The 19,294-nt window shown below is 74.6% G+C and carries 16 protein-coding genes; 8 read left to right on the forward strand and 8 right to left on the reverse strand.

Annotated features, from left to right (window positions below; genetic code table 11):
• Positions 1–16: 16 nt before the first annotated feature.
• The gene (locus tag ACF09J_RS14650; RefSeq protein ID WP_392305765.1) at positions 17–943 is read right to left on the reverse strand and encodes a DUF3027 domain-containing protein; all 927 of its coding nucleotides are present in this window, start codon (positions 941–943) and stop codon (positions 17–19) included.
• A 1,074-nt stretch (positions 944–2,017) separates the two neighbouring features.
• Between ACF09J_RS14650 and ACF09J_RS14655 the strand changes: the two genes are divergently transcribed.
• The 4 genes from ACF09J_RS14655 to ACF09J_RS14670 all read left to right on the forward strand — a co-directional run bounded on the left by ACF09J_RS14655 (position 2,018) and on the right by ACF09J_RS14670 (position 5,579).
• Positions 2,018–3,451, forward strand: coding sequence for an MFS transporter (locus ACF09J_RS14655; protein ID WP_392305766.1), 1,434 nt, complete (start codon positions 2,018–2,020; stop codon positions 3,449–3,451).
• Positions 3,452–3,527: 76 nt separating this feature from the next.
• The gene (locus ACF09J_RS14660) at positions 3,528–4,001 is read left to right on the forward strand and encodes a DUF2771 domain-containing protein (RefSeq protein WP_392305767.1); all 474 of its coding nucleotides are present in this window, start codon (positions 3,528–3,530) and stop codon (positions 3,999–4,001) included.
• Positions 3,971–4,735 (forward strand): futalosine hydrolase, encoded by a 765-nt coding sequence (locus ACF09J_RS14665; RefSeq protein WP_392305768.1) that lies wholly within the window; start codon positions 3,971–3,973, stop codon positions 4,733–4,735. Before ACF09J_RS14660 ends, ACF09J_RS14665 begins: the two co-directional genes overlap by 31 nt.
• Positions 4,725–5,579, forward strand: a complete 855-nt coding sequence (locus tag ACF09J_RS14670) for a 1,4-dihydroxy-6-naphthoate synthase (protein WP_392305769.1) — start codon at positions 4,725–4,727, stop codon at positions 5,577–5,579. The genes ACF09J_RS14665 and ACF09J_RS14670 overlap by 11 nt, the downstream gene beginning before the upstream one ends.
• Before the next feature lie 26 nt (positions 5,580–5,605).
• Here ACF09J_RS14670 and ACF09J_RS14675 read toward each other — a convergent pair whose 3' ends face one another.
• On the reverse strand, positions 5,606–5,989 hold the full coding sequence (locus ACF09J_RS14675) for a cold-shock protein (protein WP_392305770.1): 384 nt from the start codon (positions 5,987–5,989) through the stop codon (positions 5,606–5,608).
• A gap of 325 nt (positions 5,990–6,314) precedes the next feature.
• Here ACF09J_RS14675 and ACF09J_RS14680 point away from each other — a divergent pair, with 325 nt between their 5' ends.
• Positions 6,315–6,569, forward strand: a complete 255-nt coding sequence (locus tag ACF09J_RS14680; protein ID WP_392305771.1) for a hypothetical protein — start codon at positions 6,315–6,317, stop codon at positions 6,567–6,569.
• Here ACF09J_RS14680 and ACF09J_RS14685 read toward each other — a convergent pair.
• Entirely contained in the window at positions 6,566–7,192 is a 627-nt protein-coding gene (locus tag ACF09J_RS14685; RefSeq protein ID WP_392305772.1) for an HAD family hydrolase, read from the reverse strand. The two genes, ACF09J_RS14680 and ACF09J_RS14685, sit on opposite strands and share 4 nt — an antisense overlap.
• Positions 7,193–7,283: 91 nt before the next feature.
• Positions 7,284–8,273 carry a hypothetical protein gene (locus tag ACF09J_RS14690; protein WP_392305773.1) on the reverse strand — a complete coding sequence of 330 codons (990 nt, stop codon included), beginning with the start codon at positions 8,271–8,273 and terminating at the stop codon, positions 7,284–7,286.
• Between the two features lie 118 nt (positions 8,274–8,391).
• Here ACF09J_RS14690 and ACF09J_RS14695 point away from each other — a divergent pair, with 118 nt between their 5' ends.
• Both ACF09J_RS14695 and ACF09J_RS14700 read left to right on the forward strand, forming a co-directional pair.
• Positions 8,392–11,430 carry a helicase-associated domain-containing protein gene (locus ACF09J_RS14695; protein ID WP_392305774.1) on the forward strand — a complete coding sequence of 1,013 codons (3,039 nt, stop codon included), beginning with the start codon at positions 8,392–8,394 and terminating at the stop codon, positions 11,428–11,430.
• A 486-nt stretch (positions 11,431–11,916) separates the two neighbouring features.
• Positions 11,917–13,563 carry a DNA repair helicase XPB gene (locus tag ACF09J_RS14700; protein ID WP_392305775.1) on the forward strand — a complete coding sequence of 549 codons (1,647 nt, stop codon included), beginning with the start codon at positions 11,917–11,919 and terminating at the stop codon, positions 13,561–13,563.
• Here ACF09J_RS14700 and ACF09J_RS14705 read toward each other — a convergent pair.
• The 3 genes from ACF09J_RS14705 to ACF09J_RS14715 all read right to left on the reverse strand — a co-directional run bounded on the left by ACF09J_RS14705 (position 13,518) and on the right by ACF09J_RS14715 (position 15,430).
• Entirely contained in the window at positions 13,518–14,708 is a 1,191-nt protein-coding gene (locus ACF09J_RS14705; protein ID WP_392305776.1) for a glycosyltransferase 87 family protein, read from the reverse strand. The genes ACF09J_RS14700 and ACF09J_RS14705 overlap by 46 nt on opposite strands.
• A 17-nt stretch (positions 14,709–14,725) precedes the next feature.
• Positions 14,726–14,911, reverse strand: a complete 186-nt coding sequence (locus ACF09J_RS14710) for a hypothetical protein (protein WP_392305777.1) — start codon at positions 14,909–14,911, stop codon at positions 14,726–14,728.
• Positions 14,912–15,004: 93 nt separating this feature from the next.
• Complete coding sequence (locus ACF09J_RS14715; protein ID WP_392305778.1) at positions 15,005–15,430, reverse strand: hypothetical protein; 426 nt, start codon at positions 15,428–15,430, stop codon at positions 15,005–15,007.
• 385 nt (positions 15,431–15,815) lie between these two features.
• Between ACF09J_RS14715 and ACF09J_RS14720 the strand changes: the two genes are divergently transcribed.
• The gene (locus tag ACF09J_RS14720; protein WP_392305845.1) at positions 15,816–17,816 is read left to right on the forward strand and encodes a HelD family protein; all 2,001 of its coding nucleotides are present in this window, start codon (positions 15,816–15,818) and stop codon (positions 17,814–17,816) included.
• Here ACF09J_RS14720 and ACF09J_RS14725 read toward each other — a convergent pair.
• Positions 17,804–19,285, reverse strand: a complete 1,482-nt coding sequence (locus tag ACF09J_RS14725; RefSeq protein WP_392305779.1) for a type II CAAX prenyl endopeptidase Rce1 family protein — start codon at positions 19,283–19,285, stop codon at positions 17,804–17,806. The genes ACF09J_RS14720 and ACF09J_RS14725 overlap by 13 nt on opposite strands.
• Positions 19,286–19,294: the final 9 nt, after the last annotated feature.

Raw genomic sequence — 19,294 nt, forward strand, 5'->3', positions numbered from 1 at the left:
CGCGGGGCGGGCTGTCCTAGGAGTGCCCCAGCTCGGCGGTCTCGTCGTCCCCGGTCACCGGCACGGAGCCGGAGTCCTGAGCCGGACGCAGCGGGAAGGGGTCCACGCGCGTCTCGTCGATCACCGGCGGGGCCGGCTGCGGCGGCCTGGGCATCACCGCGGCCTCGGAGTGCCCGCCGCAGCCGTACGTCAGGGAGACCACGCGGCCGTCGGCCGGGGAGAACTCGTTGGCGCACACGCCGAAGGCCTGACCCAGCGAACCGCCGATCGGCACCAGGAAGCCGCAGCTCACGCAGGCCGCCGGGGCCGCCTGGGCCATGGGGGTCTTCGCGCCGAAGCCCTCCTCCCAGCGGTCGGCGGCGACGTGCAGGCCGTAGCGGGACAGGACCCGGGCGCGGCGCATGCCGAGTTCCTCGGCGACCGCGGGGATCGAACCGCGGGACGGGGCGGTGGGCAGGTTCCTCGGCGGACCCGCCGTGACGTCGGCGTCCTCCGCCTCCGCCAGGTCCGCGATCTCCTCGGAGACGGCGGCGTTCGGCGCGGGCTCGTCCTCGCCGGAGTAGCCGGGTTCCAGACGGAGGTCCTCGGCGTCGGTGGGCAGCAGATCGCCGGGGCCCATGTCGCCCGGGCGCAGGCGCTCGCTCCACGGCACCCACTCGGGCGCGAGCAGCGCGTCGGGGCCGGGCAGCAGGACGACCTCGTCCAGGGTGACGATCTTGGCGCGTGAGGCGCGGGCCACGGTGACGGCCCAGCGCCAGCCGCGGTAGCCGAACTCCTTGCACTCGAAGAAGTGCGTGACGACCCGGTCGCCCTCGGAGAGCACTCCCGCGTGCTCGCCGACGACACCGGGCGCGGCCGCCTCCTCGGCTGCGGCCCGGGCGAGGTCGACTGCCTCGGCGCACAGGCGGTCGGGGGTGCGGCTTCGCGTGGTCGCTGCGCTCACAGGTATCGCTTCTCTCCTACGCCGTCTTTCGGGTGCGCCGGCCTGAAGGCGGCGGGGCGGACGGAGCGGACCCTGGGACCGCGTCGACGTCCACGCCCGATCGCGCTCGGGCGCACCTACGTCATCCATTCTGCGGTATGCCCGTAAGGCGCGCGGTCGAGAACGTTCGCCACGGCGCGCTACGCACGCTACCTTCTCGTCGCCGCTCGGCCTACACCGACGTTGGCTTCACGACGCCCCGCCCAAACTTTCCCTCCGCCGTCAGCCCCCACCGACCCCACCGAGAACCTGCCTCCAAGTCCGCGAGTCCCACCCGCACCGGGCCCCCGGCACGCCACCCGGCCGGCGCCCGAACCCATTCCCCCGGGCCACCGGACGCGCGGCCGCCCCGGCAACCGGCGGGCGGAGCCGCCGGAGCGGCCGGATCGCCACAACCGCGTGCGCGGCAGGCCTCGGGGCCCCGGACCTCCGGGACCCATGACCGGGCAAGCGGTCACGGCGACGGCGAACCGGGACGGGCAGGCCCGCCGCGCCGTGACGAGCGCGGCAGCGCGGCCCCGCCGGGCGCGGGACGGGCCGACGCCGTGCGCGTGGGCGGGCCGGGGCGGTGGGGGCGGGCCCCGCTCGGCAACGCGGCCGGGGCGGCGGGCGCCACCGGCCGGGGCGCGTTGCGGTGGGCCGGTGCCCTGCGCGTGGGCAGATCCGGGGCCGGTGGGAGCAAGCCCCGCTCGGCAGCGCGGCCGGGGGGCGGCCGCCCACCGGCCGGAGCGCAGCGCGGTGGGCCAGGGCCGGGCTGGTGGGCGGATCGGAGGCGGTGAGGGCGGACCTCGATCGCCGTCACAACGCGGCGGGGCGGCCCCGCCGGGCGCGGGACGGGCCGGTGCCGTGCGCGTGGGCGGATCGGGGGCCGGCGGGGACGAGCCCCGCTCGGCAGCGCAGCCGGGCGGACGGGCGCCCGCGGGCCCCGGCGCGGTGCTGCGGGTCGGGGCCGGGTGGGTGGGTTCGGGGTGTCTGGTTGGTCGCATCCGGGCCGCCATGGCGCTACCCGTGCCGGTTCCGGGGCAGTATGACGGAGTGGCAGCCGCAAGGACGCCCCCGGGAACCACCGGCGTCGGTGGGGACAAGGGGGTCAAGGGGAGCAGCCGGGGCAGCGGTTCGGGCCGGTTCGGCGGGTCCGTCCGCGCGGTCGGGCGTGCCCTGCACCTGCCCGTGACCGGAGCGGTCCGCGGCATCCGCAGGGCGACCAACGCCCATGGCGCCGGCGAGTCCGGGCTCGGCCGCCTGATCGAGCTGCACGCGGTGAACGGCGCCGGAGACGTCATGATCACCGTGGCGCTCGCCTCCACCGTCTTCTTCTCCGTGCCCACCGACGAGGCCCGCGGCCGGGTCGCGCTGTACCTCGCCATCACCATGGCGCCCTTCACGGTCCTCGCCCCCGTGATCGGCCCCCTCCTCGACCGCCTCCCGCACGGCCGCCGCGCCGCGATGGCCGCCGCGATGCTGGCCCGCGCGCTGCTCGCGCTGATCATCGCGGGCGCCGCCGCCAGCGGCAGCCTGGAGCTGTACCCGGCCGCGCTCGGCGTGCTGGTCGCCTCGAAGGCGTACGGCGTGGTCAGGAGCGCCGTCGTACCCCGGCTGCTGCCACCCCGCTTCTCCCTGGTCAAGGCGAACTCACGGGTCACCCTCGGCGGGCTGCTCGCCACCGGCCTGGCCGCCCCCATCGGCGCCGGCCTCCAGACCCTCGACGCGCGCTGGCCGCTCTACGGCGCCTTCGTCATCTTCGTCGCGGGAACGTTCCTGTCCTTCGCCCTGCCGCCGAAGGTCGACTCGGCCAAGGGCGAGGACCGGGCGCTGCTCGCCGCCGACGAGCAGCATCTGCGCGGCCCCCGCCGCAAGCCGCTCAAGCGCCCCGGCCTGCGCACCGTAGGCACGGCCGTCACCCACGCCCTCGCCGCGAACGCCGCCCTGCGCTGCCTGTCCGGATTCCTGATCTTCTTCCTGGCGTTCCTGCTCCGTGAGCACCCGCTGACCGGCGAGAGCGCGGCGGTCTCGCTGGGCATCGTGGGCGTCGCGGCGGGCGCGGGCAACGCGCTGGGCACGGCGGTCGGGGCCTGGCTGAGATCGCGCGCGCCCGAGATCATCATCGTGACCGTCGTCGCCATCGTCCTGGGCGCGGCGGTCACGGCCGCGGTCTTCTTCGGCGCGTTCCTGGTGGCCTGCCTGGCCGCGATCGCCGGCTTCGGGCAGGCGCTGGCCAAGCTGTCCCTGGACGCGCTGATCCAGCGGGACGTGCCCGAACCGGTGCGGACCTCGGCGTTCGCCCGCTCCGAGACCCTGCTCCAGGTGGCCTGGGTGCTCGGCGGCGCGATCGGCATCGTGCTGCCGCTCAACGGCGTGCTGGGCCTGTCGGTGGGCGCCGGGCTCGTGGCCGCCGGCTGGCTGCCCACCGTCCGCGGCCTGCTCGCCTCCGCCCGGCACGGGGGCACCACGCGGCCCCGGGTGGCATGAGGCGCCGCAGCGGGCCGTACGGCACGTCGTACCCCCGCGTGGGCGGGCGGCCGGACGCGCCCGATAGCCTTCCGCCATGACCACGCTGCATTCCGCCGTGCGACGCCGCCGCGCCGTCGCCGCTGCCGGCGCCGTTTCCGCCGGACTGCTCGCGCTGTCGGCCTGTTCCAAGCCGACCCCGCTGGCCACGCTCACCGTCGGCAGCTCCTCGGTGAGCTCGGAAGCCAACTGCTACAACGACGGCAACGCGCTCAAGACCGCCGACCTGGCCAAGTGCCTCAAGTCCAAGGACATCAAGACGATCAAGGTCGACCCGGACGAGACCGTCCGCTTCGGCGTCGACCCGAAGATCGCGGACACGGGCTGGACCATCCTGATGAACGGTCAGCCGCTGACCGACTCCAGCACCAAGACCTACCGCACCATCCCGGGCAGCGTCTTCTTCAACGCCCAGTACGGCGCCAGCGGCAACTCGACGCTGGTGTCCATCAAGGAGGGCGAGAAGGACGTGCGAGGTCTGTGGTCCTTCAAGCTGAAGAAGGATTCCTGACCACGTCCTCGCCACGCGTCCTCGTCGCCACCGCCGTCCCTGTCGAACGGGACGCGGTGGCACGGGCGTTCGCCGGGCCCGTGCGTGAGGAGCCGCTGCCGGCGCTGCCCGGAGCGAGCCTCCGCCGGGTTCCCGGGCCGCCCGCCGTCGACGTGATCGCCGCCGGTGTCGGCCCCGCCCTCGCCGCCGCGACCACCGCCTCCGTCCTGACCGCCGCCGCGCTCGGCGGCGCCGCCTACGACCTCGTCGTCTCGGCCGGTATCGCCGGCGGCTTCGCGCCCGGCGCGCCGGTCGGCTCGCTCGTCGTCGCCGACGAGATCACCGCCGCCGACCTGGGCGCCGATACCGGCGAGGGATTCCTGCCGGTGACCGAACTCGGCTTCGGCACCGTCACCCACCGTCCGCCCGAAGCGCTCGTACGGGCGATGGCGGCCGCCGCCTCGGCCCGTACCGGCACGGTGCTGACCGTCTCCACGGTGACCGGCACCGCCGCGCGCGCCGACGCCCTGCGCGCCCGCCACCCCGGCGCTCTGGCCGAGGCCATGGAGGGGTTCGGAGTCGCCGAGGCGGCCGCCGCGCACCGCGTCCCGGTGCTGGAGGTGCGCGCGGTCTCCAACCCCGTCGGCCCGCGCGACCGCGCCGCCTGGCGCATCGGCGACGCCCTGACCGCCCTGACCGAGGGCTTCGGGAAGCTGGCGCCCGTCCTCACGAGTTGGAACCCACATGAGCCCTGACAGCAGCCGACTGCGGATCGCCTACTCCCCCTGCCCCAACGACACGTTCGTCTTCGACGCGCTCGCCCACGGCCGCGTCCCCGGCGCGCCCGCGCTCGACGTCACCTTCGCGGACATCGACGTCACCAACGGCATGGCCGAGCGCGGCGAGCTGGACGTGCTGAAGGTGTCCTACGCCGTGCTGCCGTACGTCCTCGGCGAGTACGCGCTGCTGCCGTGCGGCGGCGCGCTGGGCCGGGGCTGCGGACCCCTGGTGCTCACGAAGGAGCCCGACGCCGACCTCACGGGCCGCACGGTCGCGGTGCCGAGCGAGAAGTCGACGGCCTACCTGCTGTTCCGCCTGTGGGCCGCGGATGTCGTCCCCGGAGGGGTGGGCGATATCGTGGTCATGCCGTTCCACGAGATCATGCCGGCCGTGCGGGACGGGAAGGTCGACGCCGGTCTGGTGATCCACGAGGCGCGTTTCACCTACGGCAACTACGGCCTGCACAAGCTCGCCGACATGGGCGAGCACTGGGAGCACACCACCGGGCTGCCGATCCCGCTCGGCGCGATCATCGCCCGGCGGTCGCTGGGCGAGCGGACGCTGACGCGGCTCGCCGACTCGATCCGCGCGTCGGTGCGCGCCGCCTGGGACGACCCGGAGGCCTCCCGGCCGTACGTCATGGAGCACGCCCAGGAGATGGACCCGGCCGTCGCCGACCAGCACATCGGGCTGTACGTCAACGAGTTCACCGCCGGCCTCGGCGAGGACGGCTACGCGGCGGTCCGCGGGCTGCTCACACGTGCGGCGGCCGAGGGGCTCGTACCGCCCCTCGGCCCGGACGCGCTCGCTTTTCCCTAGGCCTCAGCCCTGTCGGCCCTGTCGGTTCATACGTCCAGCTGGTCGGCGACCGCGCGCAGCAGTCCGGCGACGTTCTTGCCGGACGACTTCTCGGGGTAGCGGCCGCGTTCCAGGGTCTGTGCGACCCCCTCCAGGAGGGTGGTCAGGTCCTGCACGATGGACGCCAGCTCGTCCGGCTTCTTGCGCTGGGCGGCGGCGACCGAGGGGGTCGGATCCAGGAGCGTCACGGAGAGGGCCTGGTCACCGCGCTGACCGGCGACCACTCCGAACTCCACCCGCTGCCCCGGCTTGAGCGTGTCCACTCCGGCCGGGAGCACCGAGGAATGGACGAACACGTCGCCGCCGTCGTCGCGGGAGAGGAAGCCGAAGCCCTTCTCAGCGTTGAACCATTTGACCTTGCCGGTAGGCAAAGCACGCACCCCATCTCACCGGTCAGCCGAACCACTGTTGCCGCAGGTCAGGCTATCTAGCGCTCGCTCGTGCCTGCCGTTGTCCCGTAGCCTCCCCAGCTCTTTACCCGCCGTCGAGCCCGCCCACTCCAGTCGGCCGAACCTGGCCGATCGGCGTGGGTGCGCCCGCTCCCGGGTGAGGGAGGCAGGGGATATCTCAGCACATGAGGGGGCGTCCGCGGCAACCCGAATTCGCGCAGAGTGACGACACCCGGACAGCGCGCGCACCGGACGGCGGACGCCCCGCGGCCGCGGCCGCTTCGCGGTGAGGACCTATCCTGGTGGGGTGCGTGACCAGACCCGAACCCATTCCGAACCCACGGCCGGTGACCGGCTGGTCCGTGCAGGTGCCGTCGTCTTCTTCGTCGGCGCGGTGGCCACCGCGGTGACGCTGGCGCCGCTGTTCCTCGGCGCGAAGCCCTTCCCGACCTACATGTTCGGACTGAGCATGCTCATGGCCGTCGGCTTCCTGATCGCCGGCGCGGGCGTGCTCCGGTCGATCGCGGCCGGCCGCCGTCAGGCGCGCGGCGACTCCCGTTAGCGGCTGAACAGCGCGCCGTCGGCCGAGAGCCAGGCCGGGAACCCGGTCAGATCCGCGAGCACGACGTCCGCGCCCGCCGCCCGCAGTTCCTCCTCGTCGCACGGTCCGGTGGCCACCGCCACCGACAGCGCGCCGGCCGCACGGGCGCCCCGCACGTCCCCGACGTGATCGCCGACGTACACCCTGGCGCCGTACTCGCGCAGCGCCTCGGCCTTCTGCTCGGCCCACAGGTCGCCGATCACCGCGTCCGGCTCGATGCCCAGGTGCTCCAGGTGCAGCTTGGCGTTCGGTTCGTACTTCGCGGTGACGACGATCGCCCGCCCGCCGGCCCGCCGCACGGCCTCGATCGCCTCGCGGGCGCCGGCCAGCGCGGGCGTGGCGGAGACGGCTGTGGCCGGGTACAGCTCCCGGTACAGAGCCCCGGCCGCCTCCACCCGCTCCGCCGGGAACCAGTTGACCAGCTCCTCCGCGAGCGGCGGACCGAGCCGTGTGACCGCCAGGTCGGCGTCGATGTACGTCCCCGTCCGCGCGGAGAGCTCCAGGTAGCAGGCGCGGATGCCGGGGCGGGAGTCGATGAGGGTCATGTCGAGGTCGAAGCCGACGGTCGGCGGGCGAGAGGTCATATGGGCCATTGTGCCCAGGGGGCCCGGCCGCGAGACCCGGGGTCCGTGTGACGTACACCTACCTCCCGCGCCTGCTTCCGGCCTCCCGCGGCTACTTCCGGCGCTGCGAGCGCCACACCAGGAACAGCGCCGACAGCACGGCCGCGGCCCTGACCACCCACGGCCAGGTCTGGGCGACCGCGTCGTTCATGTGGCCCTCGGCGATCGGGGTGCCCCAGCGGTCGTCGGTACGGCCCCACAGCCAGACCGCCCAGGCGGCGAGCGCCAGGCCGGGCATGCCGAGGGCGGCCCACTTGGACTCCGCAGGGGTCAGCCGGCGGGAGGCGTAGGCGATGACCCAGCCGAGCAGCAGCGCGTACCAGTTGCCCAGGACGGCGCCGACCACCAGCAGTCCGGCCGCGAGCAGCAGCAGCGGATTGCTCCGGCCCGTCAGCAACGGCGGCAGCGCGAGACGCCGGCGCCCGGCGGGCGCGTCCGGCTCGGCGGCCTCCACCGGTTCCGTGGCACCGGCCGCCCCGGGCGCGGGCTCCGCTTGCGCGGGCTCCTTCGCGGGCGGGGGCTTGAGCAGCTCCGGGATCTCCACCCCGCCCATGAAGCCGGGCACCTCGTCGCCCATCGCCGAGGTCCCCCGCCCCACGCTCCACCACTCGGAGGCGCCCGCCGGGCCGCCGAGTTCGTCGGCGGTCGCCAGGTGCGGCGGTGACGGGCCGTCGGACGGCGCGGGGCGCGACTGCGGTTGCGGCGGACGCGGCCGGGGCACGACCTTGCGCAGCCCCTTCGGGCGCGCCTGGTCCGCCTCCGGTTCGCGCTGCGCGGGCACGGCCGGTGCCGCCGTCCCCGGTCCGCCACGGCCGGTGCCGCCCGCGGCCGCGACGATGTCGTCGGGACTGCCGAGCCCGTCGAGGATGCGGCGCACGGCGGCGGGGCTGTCCACGGCGGCCTTGGCGCGCTGCCGGTCGATCTCGTTGCGCAACTCCGCGACGAGGCGCATCCGGGTGGCCGAGGACAACTGGCGTTGCTGAGCGACGTCGCCGACGCGACTCAGATACTCGTAGACGACCTGATCGCTCTCGATCCCCACGAAGCCCCTCCGGGGTGGCTGGCCGATGACCCCGCTGGACGACGTTACCGCCTTCCGCGCGGTGCCCGGTGCCGCGGTACCGGGCCGGGCGCGACTCTCACCCGGTACCGTGAATCGGATGAGCAGCGATGAGAAACCGGCGGCCCCGCGTTCGCTCGCGGAAGCGCTCCGCGCGCGCGACGACGCCTCCCTGGCCGCGCTTCTGCGCAGCCGCCCCGACCTCATCACCCCGGTCCCGACCGACCTCACGCAGCTCGCCACACGCGCCGGGACCCGTGCCTCGGTGGTCCGCGCCCTGGAGCGGCTCGACCGGTTCGCCCAGCAGACGGCCCAGGCGCTCGCGGTGGCCGGCGACCCGGCCACGTACGACGAACTGCTCGGCCTGATGGCCTCCGACGACCGCGATCCGGTCGTCGCCGCCGCGCTGCCCCGCGCCCTCGGCACCCTGCGCGAGCAGGCCCTCGTCTGGGGCGACGACGACCGGCTCCGTCTGGTGCGCACGGCACGCGAGCTGCTCGCGCCGTCGCCTCAGCACCCGTCCCCGACCGGGCTCGGACCGACGGTGCGGGAGGCCACGGCGGGCATGTCGCCGGGGCGCATCCAGGAGATCGTGACGACCGCCGGGCTGCCGTCGACCCACGACTCCGTCTCCGCCGTCGCCTCGCTCACCGACCTGTTCACCGACCGCGCGCGGATGTCCGCGCTGCTCGCCGAGCTGCCGGCGGACTCCCTGGAGGTCCTTGAGCGCCTGGTGTGGGGGCCGCCCTACGGCCAGGTCACTCCCGACCCGGCGCCGCGGCTGCGGCGGCTGCTGGACCGGGGGCTGCTGCTGCCCACGGCGCCCGGAACCGTCGTCCTGCCCCGCGAGGCGGCGCTGCACCTGCGCGGAGGCCGCGCCCACCGCATGCCCGAGCCGGTGCCGCCGGCCGTGGAGGCGGCCGCGACCCACCGTCCGCAGATGGTGGACGCCACGGCGGCCGGGCAGGCGTACACCGCGCTGGCCACCGTCGAGGAACTGCTGCGGGACTGGGACGAGGGCGGCCCGAGCGTGCTGCGCTCGGGCGGACTGAGCGTGCGCGACCTCAAGCGCACCGCCGTCGCCCTCGACGTGCCCGAACCGGTGGCCGCGTTCTGGGTCGAACTCGCCTACGCGGCCGGTCTGGTCGCCGCCGACGGGGAGCCGGACGAGCGGTACGCGGCGACCCCGGCCCACGACGCGTGGCTGGAGCTGCCCGTGGCCGAACGCTGGGCCCACCTCGCGTCGGCCTGGCTGGCGGCCACGCGGCCCGCGGGGCTGGCCGGCGGACGGGACGCCAAGGACCGGACGCTGTCCGCGCTCGGCCCCGGCCTCGACCGCTCGGCGGCGCCGGAGGTACGCCACCGGGTGCTCACGCTGCTCGCGGAGCTGCCGCTGGGCACCGCGCCGGTCGCCGAGTCGGTGCAGGCCCGGTTGCGCTGGGAGCACCCGCCGCGCGGTGCGCGGCAGGAGGAGGACCTGCGCAGCCGCCTCGCCCGGTGGACGCTGTCCGAGGCCGAACTGCTCGGCATCACGGGCCGGGGCGCCCTGTCCGCCCACGGCCGCGCACTGCTCGGCGCGTCGGCACCGGCTCCCGCGGAGCCGGAGCCCGCGTCCGCGCCCGGGGGGACTCCCGCGGGTGCGGGCGACCGCGGGCCCGCCGTACGCGCGAAGGCGGCCACCGACGCGGGTGAGGAAGGCCGGGGAACCACCGCGGGTGCGGGCGACCATGGGCCCGCCGCACGCGCGAAGGCGGCCACGGACGCAGGCGAGGACACGGGCGGAACCACCGCGGACGAGGGAGGTCGCGGAGCCCCCGCAGGCGCGGGCGGTCACGGAGCCCGCGCACGCGCGAAGGCGGCCACCGACGCGGGTGAGGAAGGCCGGGGAACCACCGCGGGCGCGGGCGACCATGGGCCCGCCGCACGCGCGAAGGCGGCCACCGACGCGGGTGAGGAAGGCCGGGGAGTCGCCACCGGCGGGGGCGGCCTTGGAGCCGCCGCGAGGGCGGGCGGCCGTGGAGCCGCCGTGGGCGAGGTCGCGCCCGCGAGCCCCGGGGACAAGTTGCCCGTCCACAAGCACCACCGGCCGGAGGGAACCCTCGGGGCGCCCGAGCCCCAGTCCCCGCCCGCGCCCGCCCCGGCTCGGGTCCCGCCCGTCCGCCCCGCCGCTCCCAGCTCCCCCGCCGAGCAGGCCGCTGCCGTCGCCGAGGCGGCGCGGGTTCTCGCGCCGCTTCTGCCCGAGCCGCTGGATCACGTGCTGCTGCAGGCGGACCTGACCGCGGTCGCGCCCGGGCCGTTGCGGCGGCCGCTGGCCGAGACGCTGGGGGTGCTCGCGGACGTGGAGTCCAAGGGCGGGGCGACCGTCTACCGGTTCACGCCCGCCTCCGTACGCCGTGCCCTGGACGCCGGCCGCACCGCCTCCGACCTGCACGCCTTCCTGGCCGCGCACTCCCGTACGCCGGTGCCGCAGCCGCTGGCGTACCTGATCGACGACGTGGCCCGCCGGCACGGCCATCTACGTGTCGGCGCGGCCTCCGCGTACGTGCGCTGCGACGACGACGCGCTGCTGAACGAGATCCTCGCCGACAAGCGGTCCGCCGGCCTCGGCCTGCGCCGCCTCGCGCCGACCGTCCTGGCCACGCAGGCCGATCCGGCCACGCTCCTGGAGGGCCTGCGCGCGATGGGCTACGCCCCGGCCGCCGAATCCGCGGCGGGCGACGTGCTGATCACCCGCGCGCACTCCCACCGCACCCCGCCGCGCACCGCACCCGACCCGGTACCGGACGGCCCGCCCGCCCCGGACGCCGTGCTGCTGTTCGCCGCGATCCGCGCGATCCGGGCGGGCGACCTGGCCTCCACGGCCCCGCGCAAGCCGACCGCGGCCACGCGGGAGGACGGGGAGCTGCCGCGCACCGGCTCCGCCGAGACCCTCGCCACCATGCAGGCCGCCGTCCTCACCGGCGAGTCCCTGTGGATCGGCTACGTCAACGCCGAGGGCGCGGCGAGCCAGCGCGTCATCGCGCCCATCCGTGTCGAGGGCGGCTTCGTGACCGCGTACGACCACACCGCGGACGAGGTCCGCACCTACCCCCTGCACCGGGTGACCGGGGTCGCCGAACTCGCCGACGACTCCGCCTGAACCGGTCCGTCTCCGCCAGCGGCGCCGCCGTGACAGCGCAGCCCACCCGGAGCTGCTCGCGGGGGCCGTCCTCCTCGTCCAGAGCGAGCAGCACGATCCGCTCGCCCACCGTCAGTCCAGCGTTCATCGGACCTCCCCCTCCCTTGCCACAAAGCTCCGCGCGCCTCCCGGTTCCGACCGGCCGGTCGGCAACAGCCTCTCGGAAACGTCACCTGTCGCGGCACTAGCTGCGAAGGGGTGCCGCAGAGGCATCAGCGTGACCCCGAGGCCCGTGGGCACCCGGAACCCGGCCTCGGCAACGGCGGAGGGGGTCTGGAAAGGCTCCATCAGCATGCTCTGCCCCTGCCAGTGCCGCCGCGGCAGAACCGCGCCGGCCGGCTGCGTTCCGCCGTCGCCCCGTGGCCGGAGCCGGCGGACCGCGGGAGCGGCGCGAGGAGCCACGAGTAGGGCACACTGGACGTTTGACCAATGGAAAGGGCGCTGCGCGTGAATGGTCCCCTGATCGTCCAGTCGGACAAGACCCTGCTTCTCGAAGTCGACCACGAGCAGGCCGACGACTGCCGTCGGGCCATCGCGCCGTTCGCCGAGCTGGAGCGGGCGCCCGAGCACATCCACACCTACCGGGTCACCCCCCTCGGCCTGTGGAACGCGCGCGCCGCCGGGCACGACGCCGAGCAGGTCGTCGACGCCCTCGTGCAGTACAGCCGCTACCCCGTGCCGCACGCGCTGCTCGTCGACATCGCCGAGACGATGGACCGCTACGGGCGGCTGACCCTCAGCAAGCACCCGGCGCACGGCCTTGTCCTGACCACCACCGACCGGCCGGTCCTGGAGGAGGTGCTGAAGTCCAAGCGGATCGCCCCGCTGGTCGGCGCCCGCATCGACCCGGACACCGTGGCCGTGCACCCCTCGGAGCGCGGGCAGATCAAGCAGACCCTGCTGAAGCTGGGCTGGCCCGCCGAGGACCTCGCCGGATACGTCGACGGCGAGGCCCACCCGATCGAGCTGCGCGAGGACGGCTGGGCGCTGCGGCCCTACCAGAAGCAGGCCGTGGAGAACTTCTGGCACGGCGGGAGCGGCGTCGTCGTGCTGCCCTGCGGGGCCGGCAAGACGCTCGTCGGCGCGGGCTCGATGGCGCAGGCGAAGTCGACGACGCTGATCCTCGTCACGAACACCGTCTCGGCCCGGCAGTGGAAGCACGAGCTGGTGAAGCGGACCTCGCTGACCGAGGACGAGATCGGGGAGTACAGCGGCACCAGGAAGGAGGTCCGCCCGGTCACCATCGCCACCTACCAGGTGCTGACGACCCGGCGGAAGGGGATCTACCCCCACCTGGAGCTGTTCGACTCCCGGGACTGGGGACTGATCGTCTACGACGAGGTGCACCTGCTGCCCGCGCCGGTCTTCAAGTTCACCGCGGACCTCCAGGCCCGGCGGCGGCTGGGACTGACCGCGACCCTGGTGCGCGAGGACGGCCGCGAGTCGGACGTGTTCTCCCTGATCGGCCCCAAGCGGTTCGACGCGCCCTGGAAGGAGATCGAGGCGCAGGGCCACATCGCGCCCGCCGACTGCGTCGAGGTCCGGGTCAACCTGACCGACTCCGAGCGGCTGGCGTACGCGACGGCCGAGACGGAGGAGAAGTACCGCTTCTGCGCGACCACCGCGACCAAGCGGAAGGTCACGGAGGCGATCGTCCGCCGCTTCGCCGGGCAGCAGATCCTGGTCATCGGCCAGTACATCGACCAGCTCGACGAACTGGGCGAGCACCTGAACGCGCCGGTGATCAAGGGCGAGACGTCCAACGCGCAGCGCGAGAAGCTCTTCGACGCCTTCCGCGAGGGCGAGATCAGCGTGCTGGTGGTCTCCAAGGTGGCGAACTTCTCCATCGACCTGCCGGAGGCCACGGTCGCCATCCAGGTCTCGGGCACCTTCGGCTCCCGCCAGGAGGAGGCCCAGCGCCTCGGGCGGGTGCTGCGCCCGAAGGCCGACGGGCACCAGGCCCACTTCTACTCGGTGGTCGCCCGCGACACCATCGACCAGGACTTCGCCGCGCACCGCCAGCGCTTCCTGGCCGAACAGGGCTACGCCTACCGGATCATGGACGCCGACGAACTGCTGGCGGAGGAGGGCTGACCCGTCCCCGTCCGGCCGGACCGCTGTCTGCGGTAAGCCAGCGCCACCGCCCCGAGCAGGACGAGACCCAGCAGGGGATAGGGCGAGGCCAGGGGCTGCTGCCACCAGGACAGGTGCAGCTCCACGCCCTTGTTGGGGACCATCCACAGGGTGCGGGCCGTGAACACGACCACGGTGACCGCCGCCCAGACGCGGCGGCCCTCGGCCAGGAGCACGGCGATCAGCGGGACGCACCACACCCAGTGGTGGGACCAGCTGATCGGTGAGACCAGCAGCGCGGTCAGGCCGGTCAGCAGCACGCCCCACCGCTCCCGCCGCACCCGGCGGGCGAGCCACAGCCCCGCGGCGGCCACCGCGACGGCCGGCAGGACCCAGGCGAGGCCGGGCGACGGCTCGCCGAGCAGCCGCGCGGCCAGGCCCTGGAGCGACTGGTTGGCGATGATCCACGGCTTGCCGACCCGACTGGTCTCGAACACCCGGCGCGTCCAGTAGTCGACGCCGGCCGCGGGCAGGACGAGCACCCCGACGGCGACCGTCGCGGCGAACCCGGCCAGGGCCGCGGCCGCCTCGCGCCGCCGTCCCCGCAGCAGCAGGTACACGATGAACAGGCCCGGGGTGAGCTTGATGCCGGTCGCGACGCCGATCAGGACGCCCTTGCCGCGGGCGCCGGGCGGCCGGGTCAGGTCGCACAGGACCAGGCAGACGATCGCGAGGTTGATCTGCCCGTACACGAAGGTCTGGAAGACCGGTTCGAGCCAGACGGCGAGCGCCGTCGCGGCGCACAGCAGCGGGAGTCCGGCCCGGCGGCCGGCGAGCCGCGCGGAGAGGTGGACGAGCCAGGCGAGCAGAAGCGCGTTGCCGGCGAGGAACGCCGCCTTCAGGGCCGCGGCGGGCAGCCACACCGTCGGCACGAACAGCAGGGCCGCGAACGGCGGGTACGTGGCCGGCAGCCGTCCCCGCGTGACCGTGAAGCCGTAGAGGTCGTGGCCGTGGACGACCGCCGCGCCCTCGGCCTGGTAGACCACCGCGTCGGCCATCTGCACCCGCTGCACCGCGAACAGGGCCGCGAGGGCGGCGAAGGAGACGACGAGGAGGGCCAGGGCGGGTGCCGCGGGTGACCGGGCGGTCACCTTCCGTGCTGTCACGAACCGACCCTAGTTGCTCACTTGCGGCGTACGCCCGCCTCCTCGCCGTACTCGCCGAGGACGACCACGTCGAACAGGGCGCCCGCGAACACCTTGACAGCGTGCAGGGCGTCGCCCAGAGCGTGATGACGGGGGCTGTCCTGGACAGCCGTGGCGCCGGCCGGGCGAGCGGCGGGAGCGGGGTGGATGGTTGCTGCGCTCATGTCTCCATGGTGGATCCGCGGACCCGAGTCCGGCATCGGTCCGCGGACCGGCTCTTCCGGCCCCCGCGTACCTCTCCGGGAGGACAGCAACCCCTACGTCCTGTAGGTGAAATCCCTCAGCGGGAGGCGATCTCCACCCGTATGGCATCCGACGCCGTCAGCAGCGCGCCCTCGACCGCCGCGGCGGTGTCGCCGGTGGCGATGACGGCACCGACGGCGCCGGAGGAGAAGTGCTCGGGCGGGAGCTTGATGGTCGTGCACGATGCCGGTGCGGATGCCGGCGGCGGCCACGAGCGCGGCCGTCTGCCGGTCGACGCGGTCCCGGTCGGCGGGGAGGTACGGCAACTGGTGCTGGAGCTCGACGAACTCGGGCGGTCCGGTGGTCACCTTGCGGGTGTGGTCCCCGAAGATCACCTCGCCCTCCTCGACGAGCGCTTCCCAGCTGAACTCGGGGGCGTCCAGGTATTCCTCGATCAGCACCTGCCGGCCCACGTCCCGGCGGGCCAGGTGCGACAACACCCAACAACCCTCATTCACACAGTAGTTGTGTACACGACCACTGGGTTGGCGCAAAGTCGGCCCTGCGGGGCCGGAAGATCACGACACGGCGGCACGCGGTAACGGAATATCGGTTGGCCTCCACCTGCGCCGACGACCTAGAATCGCCCTCTTGCCCGCCTCCCTCACGGAGCGCCGCCGTCCGGACGGAAACCGGTCGGCAGTTCCCGCCGCGCACGGCACAGCCGCACGGCGCACCCGCCTGTCCCTTAGGCCTTCCGGAGGCACACCCTTGTCCCGCTCGCCCTCGTCCGCGCCCACGTCCGCCGACTCCGCGCACCCGGCCGGCGACCCCCTCGCCCGCGAGCGCGCCCACCTGTCCTCCTCCCGTGCCGCGCTGCGCGCCATGCGCGAGGACGTGGAGTCGCTCGACATCCGGGACGTCACCGCGAACTGGGTCAACGCCGAGGTCCTCGCCCGCCAGATCGACGAGCGCATCAAGGCGCTGGCCGACCTCAGCGACACCCCGCTGTTCTTCGGGCGGCTGGACTACCTGCACAGTCCGGGCGCGGACCGGGCGGAGGGCGCCGAAGGGGAACGCCCGCGGCCGGAGGCCGCTTATCAGACACTGCACATCGGGCGGCGGCACGTGCACGACGCCGGGGGCGACCCCATGGTCATCGACTGGCGCGCACCGGTCTCGCAGCCGTTCTACCGGGCCTCGAAGAAGGACCCGATGGACGTCGGGCTGCGCCGCCGCTTCGGCTACACCGGCGGCGACCTCACGGCGTACGAGGACGAGCACCTGTCCGACCCGGCCGAGCCGTCGGGGGCCGCCACCACCAGCAAGCTGCTCCAGCAGGAGATCGAGCGTCCCCGTGTGGGCCCGATGCGCGACATCGTGGCGACCATCCAGCCCGAGCAGGACGAGATCGTGCGGTCCGGGCTGTCCGGCACGGTCTGCGTCCAGGGCGGCCCCGGCACGGGAAAGACCGCCGTGGGCCTGCACCGGGTCGCCTACCTCCTCTACGCCCACCGCGAGCGGCTGGCCCGCACCGGCACGCTCGTGATCGGACCGAACCGGTCCTTCCTGCACTACATCGAGCAAGTGCTGCCCGCGCTCGGTGAGTTGACCGTCCAGCAGGCCACCGTCGACGATCTCGTGGCGCATGTGGAGGTGCGGGGCGCGGACGACGCGGCGACCGCGATCGTCAAGGGCGACGCCCGGATGGCCCAAGTGCTCCGCAGGGCCCTGTACTCCCATGTCACGATGCCCACCGAACCGGTCGTGGTGGTGCGCGGCTCACGGCGCTGGCGCGTCTCCGCGTACGAACTGGAGGACATCGTCCGCGAGTTGCTGGACCGCGGCATCCGCTACGGCGCCGCCCGCGAGGCCCTGCCGCAGCGGATCGCGCACGCCGTGCTGGTGCAGATGGAGCGGGCGGGCGAGGCCCCCGACGACCGCGTGCAGGACGCGGTGGCCCGCAACGCGGCGGTCAAGGCAGCCGTCAAGGACGTCTGGCCCCAGGTCGACCCGGCGAAACTGGTGCTGCGGCTGCTGACCGACGCGGACTTCCTCGCGGAGCACGCGGACGGGATCCTCACCGAGGAGGAGCGCAAGACGCTCCTGTGGGCCCGGCCCGTACGGTCGGTGAAGTCGGCCAAGTGGTCCGCCGCCGACGCCGTACTGATCGACGAGGCCGCCGACCTGGTGGAGCGCACCCACTCCCTCGGGCATGTCGTCCTGGACGAGGCGCAGGACCTCTCCCCCATGCAGTACCGGGCGGTCGGCCGGCGCTGCACCACCGGCTCCGCGACCGTCCTCGGCGACCTGGCCCAGGGCACCACGCCGTGGGCCACCCGCACCTGGGAGGAGGCCCTGGCCCACCTCGGCAAGCCCGACGGCCTGATCGAGGAGCTGACGGCGGGCTTCCGCGTGCCGACGGACGTCATCACGTACGCCTCCCGGCTGCTGCCGCACATCGCGCCCGGCCTCGCGCCCGTGGCGTCGGTGCGTGAGAACCCGGGCTTCTTCGAGATCCGCACTTCCGCCGGGGACGCCGACGTGGTCGGCGCCTGCGAGGAGTTGCTGCGCAACGAGGGCTCGGTCGGCCTGATCGCCGCCGACGCCCGCGTCCCGGCGCTGACCGAAGCTCTGACGGCGGCCGGCCTGCCGTACCTCGCCCCCGGCACGGAGACGACGGCCGAGACCCGCCTCACCCTGGTCCCGGCCTCCCTCGCCAAGGGCCTGGAGTACGACTACGTGGTCCTGGACGAACCCCAGGCCGTCGTCACCGGCGAACCCGACGAACGCACGGGCCTGCGCCGCCTGTACGTGGCCCTGACCCGAGCGGTCTCGGGCCTGATCGTCACCCACGCGGCCCCGCTGCCGGCTCAGCTTTCCTGAACCCCGTCGTCGGGGGCGGAGGCAGCGGTGCTCGTCCCTTCGGGGCTGAGTGCATCGCTGGTCGCAGCGGAACTGCGCCCGTCCGGGCTGTGCGCGTCGCCGGGCACGGCGGGGCGGGGCACGGCGGGGCGGGGCACGGCGGGGCCGGGCGCTGCCGAACCGGACGCAGCGGAGCCGGACTCGGCGCCGGGCGCGGCAGACCCGGGCCCATCGGCGCCGGAAGGCACGGCGTCGGGCCCCGCAGGCCTGGGCCCACCAGGGCCGGACGGTGCTGCACCCGGCGCGGCGGCCGGGCCTGGGACGGTCGCGTTCGGGGGCGGTGGCGGGTACGGACCAGGATTGCCCTGCGGCGGCGCGTAGGGCCAAGGCGCACCCGGCGGCGGCGCGTACGCCCCGTGCGCACCCGGCTGCTGCGGGTACGGCCACGGCGCTCCGGGCTGCTGCGGGTACGGCCCGTACCCGGCCGGCGCCTGCTGCGGGTACGAACCGTACGCACCCGGCACCTGCCCATACGGCCAGTACGCGCCCTGCGGCGGGGCGTACATCGGCTCGGGGGGCGGGGCGGACAGGTGCTGCGGGCGGCGTCGCCGGGCCAGCCGCAGCACGATCGCGGCGAAGAGCAGCACCGAGACCATGTCGACGAGGGCCAGTTGCCAGGAGGCGTCCGCCGCCGTCTCGTCGGACGCCAGCCCGTCCACGTACGCGGCGGACAAGCCGAAGGCCAGCAGGTTGTTCAGCGCGTGCAGGGCGATGGACGCCTCGAGCCCGCCCGTGCGGATGGTCAGCAGCCCCGCCACCACGCCGAAGACCAGAAGGTCGGCGAAGCCCCAGGGCGTGCCCCAGCCGTGCGCGGCCGCGAAGAGCACCGCCTGCGGCAGCACCGCCAGCCACGGGGACCGGAGATACGCCCCGGCTGCCTGGAGCAGCCAGCCGCGGAAGACGTACTCCTCCGCCGCCGACTGCAACGGCACGAGGACGACCAGCATGGCCAGGGAGACGAGGAACGTCTGCCACCCCACCCACACGTCGGACCCGCCGCCGTCACCCTCGTCGCCCGGCAGGAAGCCCGCGACCACCGGCAGCAGCACCATGGGGGGCACGGCGGCCAGCACGCACCAGCCCAGCCACCGCCAACGCGGCCGCCCGGTGACGGAGGCCACCGTGCCGGCCGGACGCCGGCCCAGCCAGAGGACGACCAGCAGGACCAGCGGCAGGTCCAGGGCTATGAACGCCAGGTCGAGGCCCGTGTTCGCAATCGGACCGAAGTCGGCGCCGCCGTCCGGCAGTTCCGGGTAACCGGCGGCCCAGCCGATCCCGTCGGTGAGGGCGTAGAGGATGCCGGCGGCCAGGAGCGACCCGACAACCAGCACCACGGTGCCGAGCAGCGGCCGCCACCAGCGGTGGTGAGGCGAGTACCGGGCCATACGGTGATAGGGCAGCCCGGTGGGGTCAGGAGACGTTGCTGTCATGAACGACAT

The sequence above is a fragment of the Streptomyces sp. NPDC014889 genome (assembly GCF_043081205.1).
GTDB lineage: Bacteria > Actinomycetota > Actinomycetes > Streptomycetales > Streptomycetaceae > Streptomyces.

Bases quoted from the DNA above. Each gene is read 5' to 3' on its own strand.
- ACF09J_RS14670 (WP_392305769.1), top strand. From the start codon at position 4,725: ATGAGCCCTGACAGCAGCCGACTGCGGATCGCCTACTCCCCCTGCCCC.
- ACF09J_RS14695 (WP_392305774.1), top strand. From the start codon at position 8,392: ATGAGCAGCGATGAGAAACCGGCGGCCCCGCGTTCGCTCGCGGAAGCG.
- ACF09J_RS14720 (WP_392305845.1), top strand. From the start codon at position 15,816: ATGCGCGAGGACGTGGAGTCGCTCGACATCCGGGACGTCACCGCGAAC.
- ACF09J_RS14660 (WP_392305767.1), top strand. From the start codon at position 3,528: ATGACCACGCTGCATTCCGCCGTGCGACGCCGCCGCGCCGTCGCCGCT.
- ACF09J_RS14725 (WP_392305779.1), bottom strand. From the start codon at position 19,285: ATGACAGCAACGTCTCCTGACCCCACCGGGCTGCCCTATCACCGTATG.
- ACF09J_RS14710 (WP_392305777.1), bottom strand. From the start codon at position 14,911: ATGAGCGCAGCAACCATCCACCCCGCTCCCGCCGCTCGCCCGGCCGGC.
- ACF09J_RS14685 (WP_392305772.1), bottom strand. From the start codon at position 7,192: ATGACCTCTCGCCCGCCGACCGTCGGCTTCGACCTCGACATGACCCTC.